This window comes from Dactylosporangium sp. NPDC000244 (genome assembly GCF_040300725.1).
Lineage (GTDB): Bacteria > Actinomycetota > Actinomycetes > Mycobacteriales > Micromonosporaceae > Dactylosporangium.
In genome coordinates this window covers 53021-66541 of sequence record NZ_JBEPEH010000027.1, presented here as the reverse complement: position 1 = coordinate 66541, position 13521 = coordinate 53021, and the positions used below count along the sequence as shown (strand labels likewise).

The window sequence follows — 13521 nt, the reverse complement described above, 5'->3', positions numbered from 1 at the left end:
GAGGAGCAAACGTGTCGAAGGGTCCACTGTCGGGCGTCCGGGTCCTCGAGTTGGGAAGCTTCATCGCGGGGCCGTTCGCGGGTCAGCTGCTGGCCGACTACGGCGCCGAGGTGATCAAGCTGGAGCCGCCCGGCGCGGGCGACCCGATGCGCCGGTGGGGCATCGTGCAGGACGGCCAGAGCCTGTGGTGGCCGGCCATCGCCCGCAACAAGAAGTCCGTCGCGCTGGACCTGCGCCACCCGGACGGCCAGGCGGTGGCGCGGGCGCTCGCCACGCAGTCCGACGTCGTCCTGGAGAACTTCCGGCCCGGCACGCTCGACGGCTGGGGACTCGGCTACCAGGCCCTCGCCGAGCTCAACCCCCGCATCATCGTCGTGCACGTCTCCGGGCTGGGACAGACGGGCCCACGCTCGCGCGAGGCCGGCTTCGGCAGCATCGGCGAGGCCATGGGCGGCATGCGGTTCACGACCGGCGACGCCGGGTCCCGCCCGGCGCGGACCGGCATCAGCATCGGCGACTCCCTCGCGGCGCTGTTCGCCGTGGTGGGAACCTCCACCGCACTGGTCGAGCGGGCGGCGAGCGGGCGCGGCCAGGAGGTCGACGTCGCCATCTACGAGGCGGTCGCGGCGCTCATGGAGTCGACGATGGTCGACTACGAGCGGGCGGGCGTGCTGCGCACCCGGACCGGCAGCGTCCTGCCCGGCGTGGCACCGTCCAATGTGTACAAGGCCGCGGACGGCGCGGACATCGCGATCGCCGGCAACGCCGACGCGGTGTACCGGCGGCTCTGCGACGCCATGGGCCGGCCGGAGCTGGCGACCGACCCGCGCTTCGACGGCCACGAGGCCCGCGGCCGCAACGCGACCGTCCTCGACGAGGAGGTCGAGCGGTGGACCGCCTCGCTCGGCTCGGCGGAGCTGCTGCGGATCCTCGCGGAGCACGGCGTGCCGGCGGGGAAGATCTACACCGCGCCCGACATGATCAACGATCTGCACTACGCCGCCCGGCAGATGGTGCTGCGGCCGGAGACGGACGACGGCGTCGCGGGGCCGATGGCCGGCATCGTGCCGAAGTTCAGCCGGACGCCGGGCGAGGTGTCCGCCGTGGGGCCGCGCCTGGGCCAGCACTCGCGCGCCGTCCTCGGCGAACTCGCCGGGGTGGACGACGAGGCCTGGAAAGACCTCCTCACCCGCGGGGTCGTGGCCGAGTGAGCGCGCCGCGAACGGCCGTCGTCACCGGGGGCGGCCGCGGCCTCGGCCGGGCCTACGCCCTCGCCCTGGCCGCCGCCGGGCACGCCGTCATCGTCAACGACCTCGGCGACGGACCCGCCGGCGAGGTCGTCGCCGAGATCGAGGCCGCGGGCGGCACCGCCCTCGTGAGCCGGCACGACGTGACGGACTTCGCCGCGACCGCGGACCTGGTCGGGCTCGCCGTCGAGCGCTTCGGCGGGCTCGACGTGGTGGTCGCCAACGCGGGCATCCTGCGGGACCGGACCCTGGCGTCGATGAGCGAAGCCGAGTGGGACGACGTCATCGCGGTACACCTCAAAGGCACCTTCACCATCGCCCACCACGCCGCCGCCCACTGGCGGGCCCGGGCGAAATCGGGCGCCGACGTCGACGGGCGGCTGATCACGACGACCTCCGCCTCCGGGCTGTTCGGCAACATCGGGCAGTCGAACTACGCCGCGGCGAAGGCCGGCATCGCCGCGTTCACGCTCGTGGCGGCCCAGGAGCTGCGGCCGTACGGCGTGAGCGCCAACTGCGTGGCCCCGAGCGCCCTCACCCGTCTCACCGAGGAACCGCTGCGGCGCTACGAGGGCGAGATCACCGACCGCCGCCGCGAGGAGCTCGACCCGCACTGGGTGGCGCGCGTCGTCGCCTGGCTCTGCGGACCGGGCGTGCGCGACGTCACCGGCCGCGTCTTCGACGTCCGCGGCCCCCAGGTCGGCATCGCCTCCGGCTGGCGCCTCGAGCCGACCTTCACCCAGCCCGACGACCCCGAACACCTCGACCGGGCCCTCCGCTCGGCCATCGCGGCCGCACCGCCCGCCGCCGACATGGAAGGCCAGCGCCATGAGTGAGCCCCTGCTGCGCGGTGTCCGGGTCCTGGAGCTGCTCGGGATCGGGCCAGAGCCCTTCGCGGGCATGCTGCTGGCCGACCTCGGGGCCGACGTGCTCGCGCTGCGCCGCCCCGGCCAGGTGCCCGGGGGCGGCGGGCTGGAGCGGGGCCGGCCCGTCGTGGGCGTCAACCTGAAGGACCCCGCCACCCTGGAGGTCGTGCGCGGGCTGGTGGCCGAGGCGGACGTCCTCCTCGAGGGCTACCGCCCGGGCGTCGCCGAGCGGCTCGGGCTCGGCCCGCAGGATTGTCACGCCATCAACCCGCGGCTCGTCTACGGCCGGATGACCGGCTGGGGTCAGACCGGGCCGCTGGCCCACACCGCCGGGCACGACATCAACTACATCGCCGTCACCGGCGCCCTGCACGCCGCCGCGCGGCAGGGCCGGCCGCCCACCCCGCCGTCGAACCTGCTCGGCGACTTCGGCGGCGGCGGCATGTACCTCGTCACGGCCGTCCTGGCCGCGCTCGTCGAACGCGCGCGCACCGGCACCGGGCGCGTGCTGGACGTGGCGATCACCGACGGCACCACCTACCTCGCGTCGATGCTGTACGGCATGCACCGCGACGGGCAGTGGCGGGACAAGGCCGGCACGAACCTGCTCGACACCGGCGCGCCCTACTACGACGTGTACGCGTGCGCCGACGGCCGCTATGTCGCCATCGGGGCCCTCGAGCCCCAGTTCTTCGCGGTGCTGGCCGGCCTGCTGGGGCTCAGCCCCGAGGTGTGCGAGAACCGCGACGATCCGGCCCGCTGGCCGGCGTTGCGCGCGGCGATCGCGGCGGCGGTGCTCACCCGGACCCGCGACGAGTGGGCCGACCTCGCCGCCGGCACCGACGCCTGCCTCGCACCCGTGCTGAACCTCAGCGAGGCACCGCGGCACGGCCAGGCGGTGGCGCGCGGGCTCTTCGCCGACGGGATGCCCCGGCTTCCGCTCGGCCGCGCATCGGCATCGGCATCGACATCGACCGAAGACGTGGTGCGCGCCTGGGGCGCCGCAGCCGAAGGGATTCTCCGTGCATGACGCCGTGATCGTCGACATCGTCCGCTCCGCCTCGGGCCGCGGCAAGCCCGGCGGTGCGCTGTCCGGGCTGCACCCCGTGGAGCTGCTGGCCACCGTCCTGCGCGCGCTCGTCACCCGCACCGGGATCGACCCCGTCCTGATCGACGACGTCATCACCGGCTGCGTCGGCCAGGCCACCGAGCAGGCGGCCAACATCGGGCGCAACGCCGTGCTGGCGGCGGGCTGGCCGCTCACCGTCCCGGGCACGACCGTCGACCGGGCCTGCGGATCGGGCCAGCAGGCGATGCACTTCGCCGCCCAGGGCGTGATGGCCGGGGCCTACGACGTCGTCGTGGCGTGCGGGGTCGAGTCGATGAGCCGGGTCCCGATGGGGGTCGCGATCGGCGCGGCCGACCCGTTCGGCCCGAGCGTGGCGGCCCGGCTGGGCCTTGTGTCGCAGGGCATCGCGGCCGAGCTGGTGACCGATCGCTGGGGCCTCACGCGGGAGCAGCTGGACGCGTACGCCGCCCGGTCGCACGCGCTGGCCGCCGCGGCCGCCGGCTCCGGGGCGTTCGCCGCCGAGATCGTGCCGGTCGGCGAGCACACGCAGGACGAGACCATCCGCCCGGCGACGACCCCGGAGGGCCTGGCCGGGCTGAAGCCGGCCTTCTACGACGCCGCCGCCGGTGCGCGGTTCCCGCAGATCGGCTGGCACATCACCGCGGGCAACTCCTCGCCGCTGACCGACGGGGCGGCGGCCGCGCTGATCATGAGCGCGGCGCGGGCGGCCGAGCTCGGGCTGCGGCCCCGGGCCCGGTTCCACGCCTTCGCGCTGGCCGGCGACGACCCGGTCATGATGCTGACCGCGCCCATCCCGGCGACCCGCAAGGTGCTCGCCAAGGCCGGCCTCGGCATCGACGACATCGACGCCTACGAGGTGAACGAGGCCTTCGCGCCGGTACCGCTGGCCTGGGCGGCCGACCTCGGGGCGGACCCCGGACGACTCAACCCGCGCGGCGGCGCGATCGCCCTCGGGCACCCCCTGGGCGGCTCCGGGGTGCGCCTCATGGCGACGCTGGTGAACCACCTCGAACAGACCGGCGGCCGCTACGGGCTGCAGACCATGTGCGAGGCGGGCGGCCAGGCGAACGCCACGATCGTCGAGCGGCTATAACTTCGGTACTTCGAACACGGCGGTGCCGGCGAGGTGGACCTCGCCGGTCTGCCGGGTCACCTGGAGCGCGACCGTGCAGACCGTGTGCGTCGCGGACTCCTCGACGGCGACGACCTCACCGCTGTACGTGAGGGTGTCGCCCGGCCACGCGATCGCGCGGAACTGCACCTCGAACCGGCGGACGTTGTCGGGCCCGAAGTGGTCGGCGGCGAACGCGGCCAGGGCACCGGCCTGCCGCATCCCGACGGCGAACACCGTCGGGAACCCGGCGGCCCGCGCGAACTCGGCGTCGTGGTGGATCGGGTTCATGTCGCCCGACGCGCCCTGGTAGCGCACGAAGTCGGTGACGGTGAGCGGGCCCTCCACCAGCGGCGCCCGGAAGCTTCCCAGCGCCGTCATGCCGTCGGCGCCTGTTCGGTCACCACGAGCGTGGCGCGGGCCTCGGCGACCAGGCGCCCGTCGGCGTCGCGGAACTCGGTGACGATGTCGGCGAACTCGAGGGCGCCACCGCGCCGGCCCTGCTTGGTGTAGACCCGGTCGATGCGCTCCTGGCAGTGCAGCACGGTTCCCGCGCTCGGCGGCGGCCCGTGGAACACGTACTGCTGGCCGGCGTGCAGCACGCGCGACAGGTCCGGTGGCTGATCGCCCCACGCCGCACTGGCATCCGTCGTCCAGAACGCGGCCGAGGCCAGGAAGGTGGGCGGGGAGATCGGGTCGTCGCCGGAGTGGAGCGGATGCCCGGCGCCGACGGCGGCGGCGAACTCGCGAATCTTGCCCATCTCGACCGTCATCGTGAACTCGGCGCCCGACCGCCCCTCGAACTCGGACAGCTGACCCATACGTCCACTACTCCTTCCGAGATTGTGCGCAATCTAACGACTCTGGGGGCAGATTCCCCCGATGGACGACCAGGATTGTACACAAAATAGTTCAGTTGCGCTTCCGGCTGATCCGGTACTCGAGGGTCAGGAACGGCAGGCCGAAGACCGAGAACGCGTGGTCGGCCCGCAGCTCCCCGCCGTCCACGTAGACGTCGAGCTCCTCGGAGAAGCCGTGCACCGCGAGCGTGGACAGCGCCCGGCTCTCGCCGTCGATGTAGCTCAGGTAGTGCCCGGTCTGCCCGTCGCCGGCCCGGCTCGTGAGCCTCAGCCCGCCGCCGGGCCGCGGCCGGGGCGCGAGGGTGGCCGTGAAGTTGGCCTGGGGCAGGGGGAAGCCCACGCTGACGTACCCGCGCTCGCCGTGCCGGTACGTCGTGTAGATGCCCACGTAGATGGGCTCCCCGTTGTGCGCGAAGGAGCGGATCCAGCCCCGGGTGGACACGACCCCGTCGGTGCCGGTGATGGTGTCGATGCGGCTGTGCATCCCGCGCTGCGCCTCGCGGAGGTTCATCGGCACGTTGGCCTGCCCGAGCGGCCGGGCGACGAGGGTGCGGTACAGCAGATATCCGGGTCGCACCCAGGCCCGCCACCGCGGCACGATGTCGAGCGTGAACCGGGTCGTGTGCTCGTAGAACTCCCGCACGAGCGGGTCGACGGCCGCCGGGTCGAACTCGGGCCCGGAGAGGGCGTCCAGGCTCGCCACGATGCCGATGTCGGCGGTCGCCTCCTCGTAGGTGCCGCCGGTCGCCGCGGCGAGGTCCCGCACGTAGCCGGTGCCGACGTAGCGGGTGCGGGCCTCCAGCGGTACGACGAAGGGGAGCTGCTCCGCGGTGGCACTCTCGGCCAGGAGCTCGACCTGCGGCTCCCGGAACACGAGCTGCGACACGGTCCGGAACGCCACCACGCTCGCCGCGGCCACCTGCGCCGGCGGCCGGTTGCGCAGCGCGGCCCCCACGGCCAGCCCGACCACCGGCCCGAGCGCCACCTTGTGCGGTCGCACGCCCATCGCCCCGGCGACCGCTCCCGCCGCGACCCCGACGGCGAGCGGCGACGCTCCGGCCTTCCCGGCCGCCCATCCGGCGGGCGCCGCGATCGCCCCGCTGGCCGCGATCCGCGCCCACACCGCCGGGATCTCGTCCGGCCGCTGCAGCGCCCGTGCGGCCCCGTCGATCGCCGCGAGCGCGCCGCCGCCGAGCGCGGCGGCCTTCAGCGCGGCGCGCGGCCCGCGGTGCGCGGCGAGCGCGGCGCCGGCCGCGGCTCCCATGAGCGCGGCGAACCCGATTCCCTGCAGTCGCTTGGCATCCACGGCATCTTTCTTACACCGCCGACGCGCGGCAGGCACGGGAGTGTGGCCGTCCGCGTCAGGCGCGGTCGTGGAGCGTGATCCGGTAGCCGTCGGGGTCGGCGAAGGTGAACGTCCGGCCGAAGGGGCCGTCGATCGGCGCGGCGACGATGGCGTGACCGCCGGCGACGAGGTCGTCGTGAATGGCCTGCACGTCGGTGGCGTGCAGCCAGATCGCGGCACCGATGCCGGGCTGGGCGACGGATGCGAGATCGGTGCCGGGAACGACGTCGCGGAGTGCGAACGCGATCGGCTTCGTCTCGAAGACGACGGCGTGCGGAGGTCCGGCCGGCGAGCGGACGAGGCCGAGGTACCGCTCGTAGAACGCCTGCGAGGCGTCGAGGTCGCGCACCTGGAGCGAGATGAAGTCGGGGCCGGTGGCGGGCATGAGGATGCTCCTTCCGTTCGTGTCAGTCTCCTGACACGGACCAACGTATGTCAGAATACTGACATGAGTCAAGACGGTGCCGGGGTCGACCTGGACACATCACTGGGCTACCTGCTCAAAGAGGCGTCGAGCGTCCTGCGCGCGGCCATGGAGGAGGTGCTGCGGCCGCTCGGGATGACCGTGACGCACTACTCCTGCCTCGAGCTGCTGGCCCAGCGGCCGGGCTTGTCCAACTCCGAGCTCGCGCGGGGCGCGTTCGTGACCCGGCAGTCGATGAACGTGCTGCTCCAGGCCCTGGAGCGAGACGGCTACGTGACCAGGCCCGCGGAGGCGCCCGTCGGGAAGGCGCTTCCCGCACGGCTCACGCCTCGGGGCCGGCGGAGCCTGGAGAAGGCGAGCGCGGCGGTCCGGTCCGTCGAGGTCAGAATGCTGGCCGGCCTGAACGGGACCGAGCAGTCGGCCGCGTTCCGGATCCTGCGGAGCATGATCCATTCCCTGCGCGACGGCGACGGCGCATAGCTAGTCGTCCGCGGCCCTCACCGATCAGCATTCGCGCTCCGGCGGCCGCGGCGGTGGCGCTCGGCCAGCAGGCCGCCCACGGTGAGCACGACCAGCGCCGCCAGCGCGGCCCACAGCGGCCACGCCCCCGGCTGCCACCCGTAGGCGCCGACGGTCACATAGGCGGTCGTGGCCGGCAGGATGCCCACCGCCGTGCCGAGCACGAAGTCCCGCAGCCGCACGCTGGTCACCCCCGCGAGGTAGTTGACCGCGGTGAACGGCACGACGGGAATGAGCCGGGCGGCGACGATGGCCCAGATCCCGTGCCGGGTCAGCCGCGCGTCGAACGCGTCCAGCCGCCCGCCCGCGAGCCAGCGCACCGCGTCACGGCCCAGCAGCCGGCCCAGGTACAGGGCCGCCACCGCGCCCAGCAGCGCGCCGCAGACGACGACCGCCAGGCCGCCCGCGACGCCGAACAGGGCGCCGGCGGCGAGGGTGAGGACCGTCTTCGGCAGCGGCGACAGGCAGGCCACGCCGTAGAGGCCGGCGCACGCCACGGGTGCCCACCAGCCGAGCCCCGCCATCGTGGACCGCAGCTCGTCCCGCCCGGGCAGGCCGACGAGGATCGCGACCGTGACGAGGCCGCCCACGAGGGCGACCAGCCCGGCCAGTCGCAGCAGCCGAGCCGTGCGCGTCATGCGCGCATCATGCCCCGTCGGCCGCCGGCCGAACCAGGCCGTCCGGACAAGGAAATCAAGACTTAGTCGTAGATCAATATGAGGTCATCTTGGCGACCGGCGGCAAGTCGAATCAAGGACTGTCGGGTGTCGATGCCTTGCATACGTTTCTTCCACCGGAGCGGGCAACCGCCCGCCGGAGACCGAAATCCCCGACCGATGGGAGAGACACGTGAAGATCAAGGTCAAGAAGGTCGAGCCGATCGAGGCGACCCGGATCCACCTCGACCCGGACGCGCCCCAGGGCGCCGCCTGATCCACTCGACCGGCCGGCCTGGCGCGATCCGCCGGGCCGGCCGAGCTCTTTTCTGCGATCGGAGTTTCTGCATCATGCGGGTCATCCCCCAGCTCAAACCGATCTCGGTCATCCAGCGCCCCAACGAGGTCATCCTCCTGCGCCGCGCGCTCGAGGCCACCTACCTCGACGACGACAACGGCAGCGTCACCGCCCTGTTGCGGGTGCTCGCCGAAGGCTCCCGGACCGTCGCCGAGCTCCCCGCGGCCATGCGCGAGCGCGGGTTCGAGGTCACCGAGGACGAGATGGCGGACGCGGTCGGCGCGCTCGACGACGTCGGGGTGCTGCTGCGGGCCGGCGACGACGGGCTCGACGCGGGCACGCGCCGGCGGCACGAGAGCAACCTGCGCTTCTACGACCTTTTCGCGGGACTGGACCGTACGAGCGCGCAGTTCCACCGGGGCATGGCGAGCGCCGACGTGCTCCTGCTCGGCGCGGGCGGCATGGGCAGCGGCGTGCTGCAGTCGCTCGTCGGGCTCGGCGCCGGCCGCGTGCGGATCGTGGACTTCGACCACGTCGAGGAGAAGAACCTCGCCCGGCAGTTCGCCTACGGCCACGCCGACGTCGGCCGCCCGAAGGTGGCGGCGGCGAAGGACTGGGCCGCCCGCTACTGCGGCGACACCGTGGTCGAGTCCGTGCACGCCCGGGTGTCCGATGTGGACGGCATCGTCGCCCTGGGCCGGGGCGCCTCGCTGGTGGTCTGCGCCATCGACTCCCCGGACGACGTGCACCTGCTGGTCAACCGGGCCTGCTTCGAGCTGGGCGTGCCGTTCGTGACGGGCGGGCTGCAGTACTCCACCCTCTTCTACTGGTCCGTGCGCCCCGGCGTGAGCGCGTGCCGCATGTGCCTGGAGCTCAACCGCGAGGACGAGGGCGGCGCCATGCCGGAGCTGGCCGAGCAGTCCGTGGTGCTCCCGGCCGGGCGGGTCAACCGCGCCACCGGCCCCGTCGCGCAGCTGCTGGCCGGGTTCGTGGCGATGGAGGCCGGCCGCTACCTCACCGGCACCGACGAGCCCGTCGCGGCCGGCGTGTACCACACCGTCGAGCTCGCCGACGGCATGCGCACGACCCGGGCGCCCTGGCCGCGCAACCCCCGGTGCCCGCTGTGCTGAACCAGCTCACGCTCGTGCGCGACGGCGACGGCTACGTGGTGGGCAGCCCGGGCACGGCCGCCTACGTCGAGGTCCCCGAGATCGGCGCGCGGATCATCGAGTGGCTGCAGCAGGGCGCGAGCGTCGCCGAGGCCGAGCGGCGGGCCGAGGAGCTGGCCGGCGAGCCCGTCGACGTGGCGGACTTCCTGACCGTGCTCGCCGACGAGGGCCTGCTGGCCGGCTCCGGCGACGACGGGCGCATCGACGGCACGCGGCGCCAGCGCGCCGGTGCGCTGCTGTTCGGCCGGGTCGCCTGGGGCCTCTACGCCGCGCTCGCGCTCGCCGTGCCCGTGCTGCTGGTCGCGGTGCCTTGGCTGCGCCCGACGTACCGTGACGCCTTCCCGTTCACCACCCAGCTGCTGAACATCCTCGCCGTCAGCGGCCTCGGGATGCTGGCCGTCGCCGCCCACGAGGGCGCGCACGTGCTCGCCACCGCCGCGCTCGGGCTGCCCAGCCGCCTGTCGGTGAGCCGCCGCCTGTACTTCCTCACCTTCCAGGCCGACCTCACCCGCCTCTGGAGCGTCCCCCGCCGCGCCCGCTACGGGCCGCTGCTGGCCGGCCTCGCCTGGGACGCGGTCGTCCTGGCCGGCGCGCTGGCGGCCCAGGAGCTCCTCGCGCCCGGCTCGGTCGCGGCCCGCCTGCTGCGGGCGCTCGTGCTGCTGCAGTTCACCGCGATCCTGGCCCAGGCCATGGTCTTCGTGCGCACCGACGTCTACGCGCTGCTGGTGAACGCGACCGGCTGCAAGACCCTGTGGGCCACGAAGGGCGCCTTGCTGCGGCGGTACCTGCACCGCTCGACCCCCGCCGACGAGCGCCAGCTGGCCGACGCCGACCCGCGGGAGGTCACGTGGGCCCGGCGCTACCTGTGGCTCTACGTTCCCGGCACCGCGGTCGCCCTGTACTACCTCGCGAAGTTCGTCCTGCCCGGCCTGCCGCACCTCGTCGCCCTGTGCGTGGCCCCGATCCGCGCCGACGGCCTGACCACCGCCGCCGCGTGGGAGGGCCTCGCCGCCCTGACGGTCGCGGTCATCCCGTCCACCCTCGCCCTGTTCGGGGCGATTCGCGGGGGATGGCGGGTCATCCGGCGCGTCATTTCCGCGCGCAAATCCACGCGCACTTCAGCCTGACTCAGGTCTTCCGCCGTATGGACGATGTAGACGGCACCTTAGGGTGCCCGCCCAGGCGGTAGAGTCCGGCGCAATGAAGGAGTGCCGTGAGCACATCCCATGAGCAGCGGCCTCGCCCGGCGGCGAGGGGGGCGCTGCTGCGCGATCCGGTCCTGCGCGTCCTGCTGCTGTTCACCGCGGCCTTCACCGTCTGGTATGCCCTGCCCGGAACCGGCGCCAGTGCGAAACTTGCCCTGTTCTGGCCGATTCAGGTGCTCCTCGACATCGTCTTCGCGGTCTTCTCGGCGCGGATGAGCGCGCTGCCGGGCGTGTCCGCGGCGCACCGGCGGTTCTGGCGGCTCATCGCGGCCGGGGCCGTGTTCCTCACCGCCGGCGACGCGGCCCAGGGCGTGCAGACCTTCGCCACCCCCGTCGACGGCATGGTGCAGGGCGGCGCGGTGCAGTCCGGGCTGGTCACGTGCGGGTCGCTGGTCTGCCTGCTCGCCATGGTGCTGCACCCGACCAACACGGCCGGCCGGGAGCGGCTGCGGTTCATGCTCGACGCGGCCACGGTCGTCGCCGCCACCGCGGTCTTCGTGTGGTACCTCTCCCCCAGCGTCGACCTCGGCGAGAGCGGCGGCGCGCTGCTGCTCGCCCTGGCCTCGGCCGGGGTCAGCCTCGCGGGCTCGTTCGGGCTCGTGAAGCTCATGCTGGGCCGCAACATGCCGTTCACCCCGATCGCCGGCTGGAGCGCCGGCCTGGCCAGCGTGCTCATCGGGCTCTCCACCGGCCTGACCGCGGCCCTGGTGGAGGTGACGCGGCCCGAGGTCGCGATGCTGGCCCGGCTGCTGCCGTGCGCGCTGCTGGCCGCCGTGCCCCGCATCAACGAGGCGAACCTGCGCGCCGACCCCGACATCCTCGCGCGCCGCCCGGTGCGGCCGTTCAGCCTGATGCCCTACATCGGCGTCGCCGCCGCCTACGCGCTGCTGATCGTCTCGCTCACCCGCGGCTCGCTGGACGTCCGCGTGTGGGGCGTGGTCATCGGCGTGCTGCTGGTGACCGGCATCGTGGTGACCCGGCAGCTGATCGCCTTCACCGACAACGCGCGGCTGCTCGGCGAGGTCGACCGCAGCATGCAGGCCCTCGCGGCGCAGGAGGAGCGGTTCCGGGCCCTGGTCCAGCACTCCTCCGACATCACCGTCATCGCCGGGGCCGACCATGTGGTGTCGTACGCGAGCCCGGCCGTCGAGCGCACCTTCGGCGTACCGCCCGAGTCGGTGATCGGCCGGCGCATGGACGAGCTCACCGTGGCCGAGGGGCGCGACGAGTGGCGGGCCCGCCTCGACGACCTGCTGACCCGCCCGGGCGCCAGCATCACCCTGCGCCTGCGGGTCCCGCACCTCGACGGCCGCGCGCGCTGGCTCACGGCCGTGGTCACGAACCTCACGCACGTGCCGAGCATCGGCGGCGTGGTCTACAACGCGCACGACATCACCGACGTCGTCGCGTTCCAGGACCGGCTGCGCCACGAGGCGACCCACGACGCGCTGACCGGCCTGGCCAACCGGGCCCTGTTCGCCGAGCGCATCGCGGCCGCGGGCGGACGGGCGTCCGTCCTCATCATCGACCTGGACGGCTTCAAGGCGGTCAACGACACCTACGGCCACCACGCCGGCGACGCGCTCCTGCGCGCGGTGGCGGCCCGGCTGCGGCACTGCGTGCGCCCCACCGACACCGTGGCCCGCCTCGGCGGCGACGAGTTCGCGGTCCTGCTGCCCGACACCTCGCTCGCCTACGCCGAGGACCTGACCCGCCGGATGCACGAGTGCTTCGCCGAGCCGGTCGAGATCGACCAGGCGCTGGTCCCGATCCGGGCCAGCATCGGCGCGGCGTGCGGCGCCCTGGCCGACGCCGACGCGCTCCTGCGCGACGCGGACGCCGCGATGTACTCGGTGAAGCACGGCCTGCGCGACCGCGCCGCCCTCTGATCCCAGCGGTCGTGTCTCAGAGGTCGTGGCGGTACCAGGCGTTGGCCTCCACGTAGGTGGCGAGATCCCGCTCCGGCTCGCACACCACCGGCCCGAGCCCGCCGGCGACGACGACCGGCCCGGGCGCGTCGAACGGCAGGCCGGTCCACGCCCGCCACCGCTCCAGCGGCGCCGTGATGGTCATCGAGTGCGGCGCGACCGCCACGAACCGCCCGCCGGCCCGCTCGTGCACGCGCAGCCACGGGTCCTCGGCGGTGCCGTCGGCGCGGCGGCGGGCCACGTACTGCGCGAGCGGCACCAGCGGCTGGAGGTGCTTGCGGGTCGGGCGCACCGGGGCGAACAGCGCCGGATGCCCGAGCGCGGCGGCGTTGCGCCGGGCCAGCGCCAGCAGATGGCCGGAGACGCCCCGGCCGCGCAGCTGCGGCCGGACGGTCGCGAACAGCGCCGACACCTGCGGCCCGGTGGTCCCGGCGAGGGCGTCGGCGGCCGCGGACAGCAGCACCGCGTCGTAGCCGCCGCCGGGCAGTTCCCCGTCCTCGCCCGCGGTGAAGGGCAGCGTGCACAACATCCCCGCGGGCGCGCCGGTGTCGCGCTCGACGGCCAGCAGGGTGTACTGCGGATGCCGCTGCACCAGGGCCGGGAAGAGCGCCGCGGAGACCGGGTCCTGGTACAGGAACGGGGCCACGGTGGGGTCGTCGAACGTCGTGATGAGCGGCAGGCGGTCGGGCCGCTCGGCCAGCGTCGTCACCTCGAGCCAGGCGAAGTCCATGGAGATCAACCTATCGGTCCGCGCCACCGGTCCGCGGAACGCATGTTCTGCCCGGCAAACGCATGCGTGCGAG

The 13521-nt window shown here is 74.0% G+C and carries 14 protein-coding genes; 8 read left to right on the top strand and 6 right to left on the bottom strand.

Annotated features, from left to right (window positions below; all coding sequences use genetic code 11):
- Positions 1-11 precede the first annotated feature (11 nt).
- Genes ABT369_RS34445 through ABT369_RS34430 form a run of 4 tightly spaced genes read left to right on the top strand, consistent with a single transcriptional unit; the run spans position 12 to position 4296 of the window.
- Positions 12-1211 carry a CaiB/BaiF CoA transferase family protein gene (locus ABT369_RS34445; RefSeq protein ID WP_350618346.1) on the top strand — a complete coding sequence of 400 codons (1200 nt, stop codon included), beginning with the start codon at positions 12-14 and terminating at the stop codon, positions 1209-1211.
- Positions 1208-2083 carry an SDR family NAD(P)-dependent oxidoreductase gene (locus ABT369_RS34440; protein WP_350618344.1) on the top strand — a complete coding sequence of 292 codons (876 nt, stop codon included), beginning with the start codon at positions 1208-1210 and terminating at the stop codon, positions 2081-2083. Before ABT369_RS34445 ends, ABT369_RS34440 begins: the two co-directional genes overlap by 4 nt.
- Positions 2076-3143: a CaiB/BaiF CoA transferase family protein gene (locus tag ABT369_RS34435; protein WP_350618342.1), complete on the top strand. Its 1068-nt coding sequence runs from the start codon at positions 2076-2078 to the stop codon at positions 3141-3143. Before ABT369_RS34440 ends, ABT369_RS34435 begins: the two co-directional genes overlap by 8 nt.
- A complete protein-coding gene (locus ABT369_RS34430; protein ID WP_350618340.1) occupies positions 3136-4296 on the top strand; it encodes a thiolase family protein in 1161 nt (386 codons plus the stop codon). The genes ABT369_RS34435 and ABT369_RS34430 overlap by 8 nt, the downstream gene beginning before the upstream one ends.
- Here ABT369_RS34430 and ABT369_RS34425 read toward each other — a convergent pair.
- The 4 genes from ABT369_RS34425 to ABT369_RS34410 form a co-directional block, all read right to left on the bottom strand.
- Complete coding sequence (locus ABT369_RS34425; RefSeq protein WP_350618338.1) at positions 4291-4695, bottom strand: MaoC family dehydratase; 405 nt, start codon at positions 4693-4695, stop codon at positions 4291-4293. The genes ABT369_RS34430 and ABT369_RS34425 overlap by 6 nt on opposite strands.
- Positions 4692-5135 carry an FAS1-like dehydratase domain-containing protein gene (locus ABT369_RS34420; RefSeq protein WP_350618336.1) on the bottom strand — a complete coding sequence of 148 codons (444 nt, stop codon included), beginning with the start codon at positions 5133-5135 and terminating at the stop codon, positions 4692-4694. Before ABT369_RS34420 ends, ABT369_RS34425 begins: the two co-directional genes overlap by 4 nt.
- A gap of 91 nt (positions 5136-5226) precedes the next feature.
- Positions 5227-6480, bottom strand: coding sequence for a hypothetical protein (locus ABT369_RS34415; protein WP_350618334.1), 1254 nt, complete (start codon positions 6478-6480; stop codon positions 5227-5229).
- Between the two features lie 55 nt (positions 6481-6535).
- Positions 6536-6904, bottom strand: a complete 369-nt coding sequence (locus ABT369_RS34410) for a VOC family protein (RefSeq protein WP_350618332.1) — start codon at positions 6902-6904, stop codon at positions 6536-6538.
- A gap of 63 nt (positions 6905-6967) precedes the next feature.
- Between ABT369_RS34410 and ABT369_RS34405 the strand changes: the two genes are divergently transcribed.
- Complete coding sequence (locus ABT369_RS34405) at positions 6968-7423, top strand: MarR family winged helix-turn-helix transcriptional regulator (protein ID WP_350618330.1); 456 nt, start codon at positions 6968-6970, stop codon at positions 7421-7423.
- Positions 7424-7440: 17 nt separating this feature from the next.
- Here the strand turns inward: ABT369_RS34405 and ABT369_RS34400 are convergent, their stop codons facing one another.
- On the bottom strand, positions 7441-8100 hold the full coding sequence (locus tag ABT369_RS34400; protein WP_350618328.1) for a TVP38/TMEM64 family protein: 660 nt from the start codon (positions 8098-8100) through the stop codon (positions 7441-7443).
- 369 nt (positions 8101-8469) lie between these two features.
- Between ABT369_RS34400 and ABT369_RS34395 the strand changes: the two genes are divergently transcribed.
- The 3 genes from ABT369_RS34395 to ABT369_RS34385 all read left to right on the top strand — a co-directional run bounded on the left by ABT369_RS34395 (position 8470) and on the right by ABT369_RS34385 (position 12679).
- Positions 8470-9546, top strand: a complete 1077-nt coding sequence (locus ABT369_RS34395; RefSeq protein ID WP_350618326.1) for a HesA/MoeB/ThiF family protein — start codon at positions 8470-8472, stop codon at positions 9544-9546.
- Positions 9540-10712 (top strand): hypothetical protein, encoded by a 1173-nt coding sequence (locus ABT369_RS34390; RefSeq protein WP_350618324.1) that lies wholly within the window; start codon positions 9540-9542, stop codon positions 10710-10712. The genes ABT369_RS34395 and ABT369_RS34390 overlap by 7 nt, the downstream gene beginning before the upstream one ends.
- An 86-nt stretch (positions 10713-10798) precedes the next feature.
- Positions 10799-12679 (top strand): diguanylate cyclase domain-containing protein, encoded by a 1881-nt coding sequence (locus ABT369_RS34385; protein WP_350618322.1) that lies wholly within the window; start codon positions 10799-10801, stop codon positions 12677-12679.
- Positions 12680-12695: 16 nt separating this feature from the next.
- On the opposite strand, the gene ABT369_RS34380 is transcribed toward ABT369_RS34385, so the two are convergent.
- Positions 12696-13448 carry an N-acetyltransferase gene (locus ABT369_RS34380; RefSeq protein ID WP_350618320.1) on the bottom strand — a complete coding sequence of 251 codons (753 nt, stop codon included), beginning with the start codon at positions 13446-13448 and terminating at the stop codon, positions 12696-12698.
- Positions 13449-13521: the final 73 nt, after the last annotated feature.

What these genes read in the sequence shown, in the direction of transcription:
- ABT369_RS34405 (WP_350618330.1), top strand. Translation starts at nt 6,968, where the DNA reads ATGAGTCAAGACGGTGCCGGGGTCGACCTGGACACATCACTGGGCTAC.
- ABT369_RS34410 (WP_350618332.1), bottom strand. Translation starts at nt 6,904, where the DNA reads ATGCCCGCCACCGGCCCCGACTTCATCTCGCTCCAGGTGCGCGACCTC.
- ABT369_RS34380 (WP_350618320.1), bottom strand. Translation starts at nt 13,448, where the DNA reads ATGGACTTCGCCTGGCTCGAGGTGACGACGCTGGCCGAGCGGCCCGAC.
- ABT369_RS34400 (WP_350618328.1), bottom strand. Translation starts at nt 8,100, where the DNA reads ATGACGCGCACGGCTCGGCTGCTGCGACTGGCCGGGCTGGTCGCCCTC.
- ABT369_RS34435 (WP_350618342.1), top strand. Translation starts at nt 2,076, where the DNA reads ATGAGTGAGCCCCTGCTGCGCGGTGTCCGGGTCCTGGAGCTGCTCGGG.
- ABT369_RS34425 (WP_350618338.1), bottom strand. Translation starts at nt 4,695, where the DNA reads ATGACGGCGCTGGGAAGCTTCCGGGCGCCGCTGGTGGAGGGCCCGCTC.
- ABT369_RS34420 (WP_350618336.1), bottom strand. Translation starts at nt 5,135, where the DNA reads ATGGGTCAGCTGTCCGAGTTCGAGGGGCGGTCGGGCGCCGAGTTCACG.
- ABT369_RS34395 (WP_350618326.1), top strand. Translation starts at nt 8,470, where the DNA reads ATGCGGGTCATCCCCCAGCTCAAACCGATCTCGGTCATCCAGCGCCCC.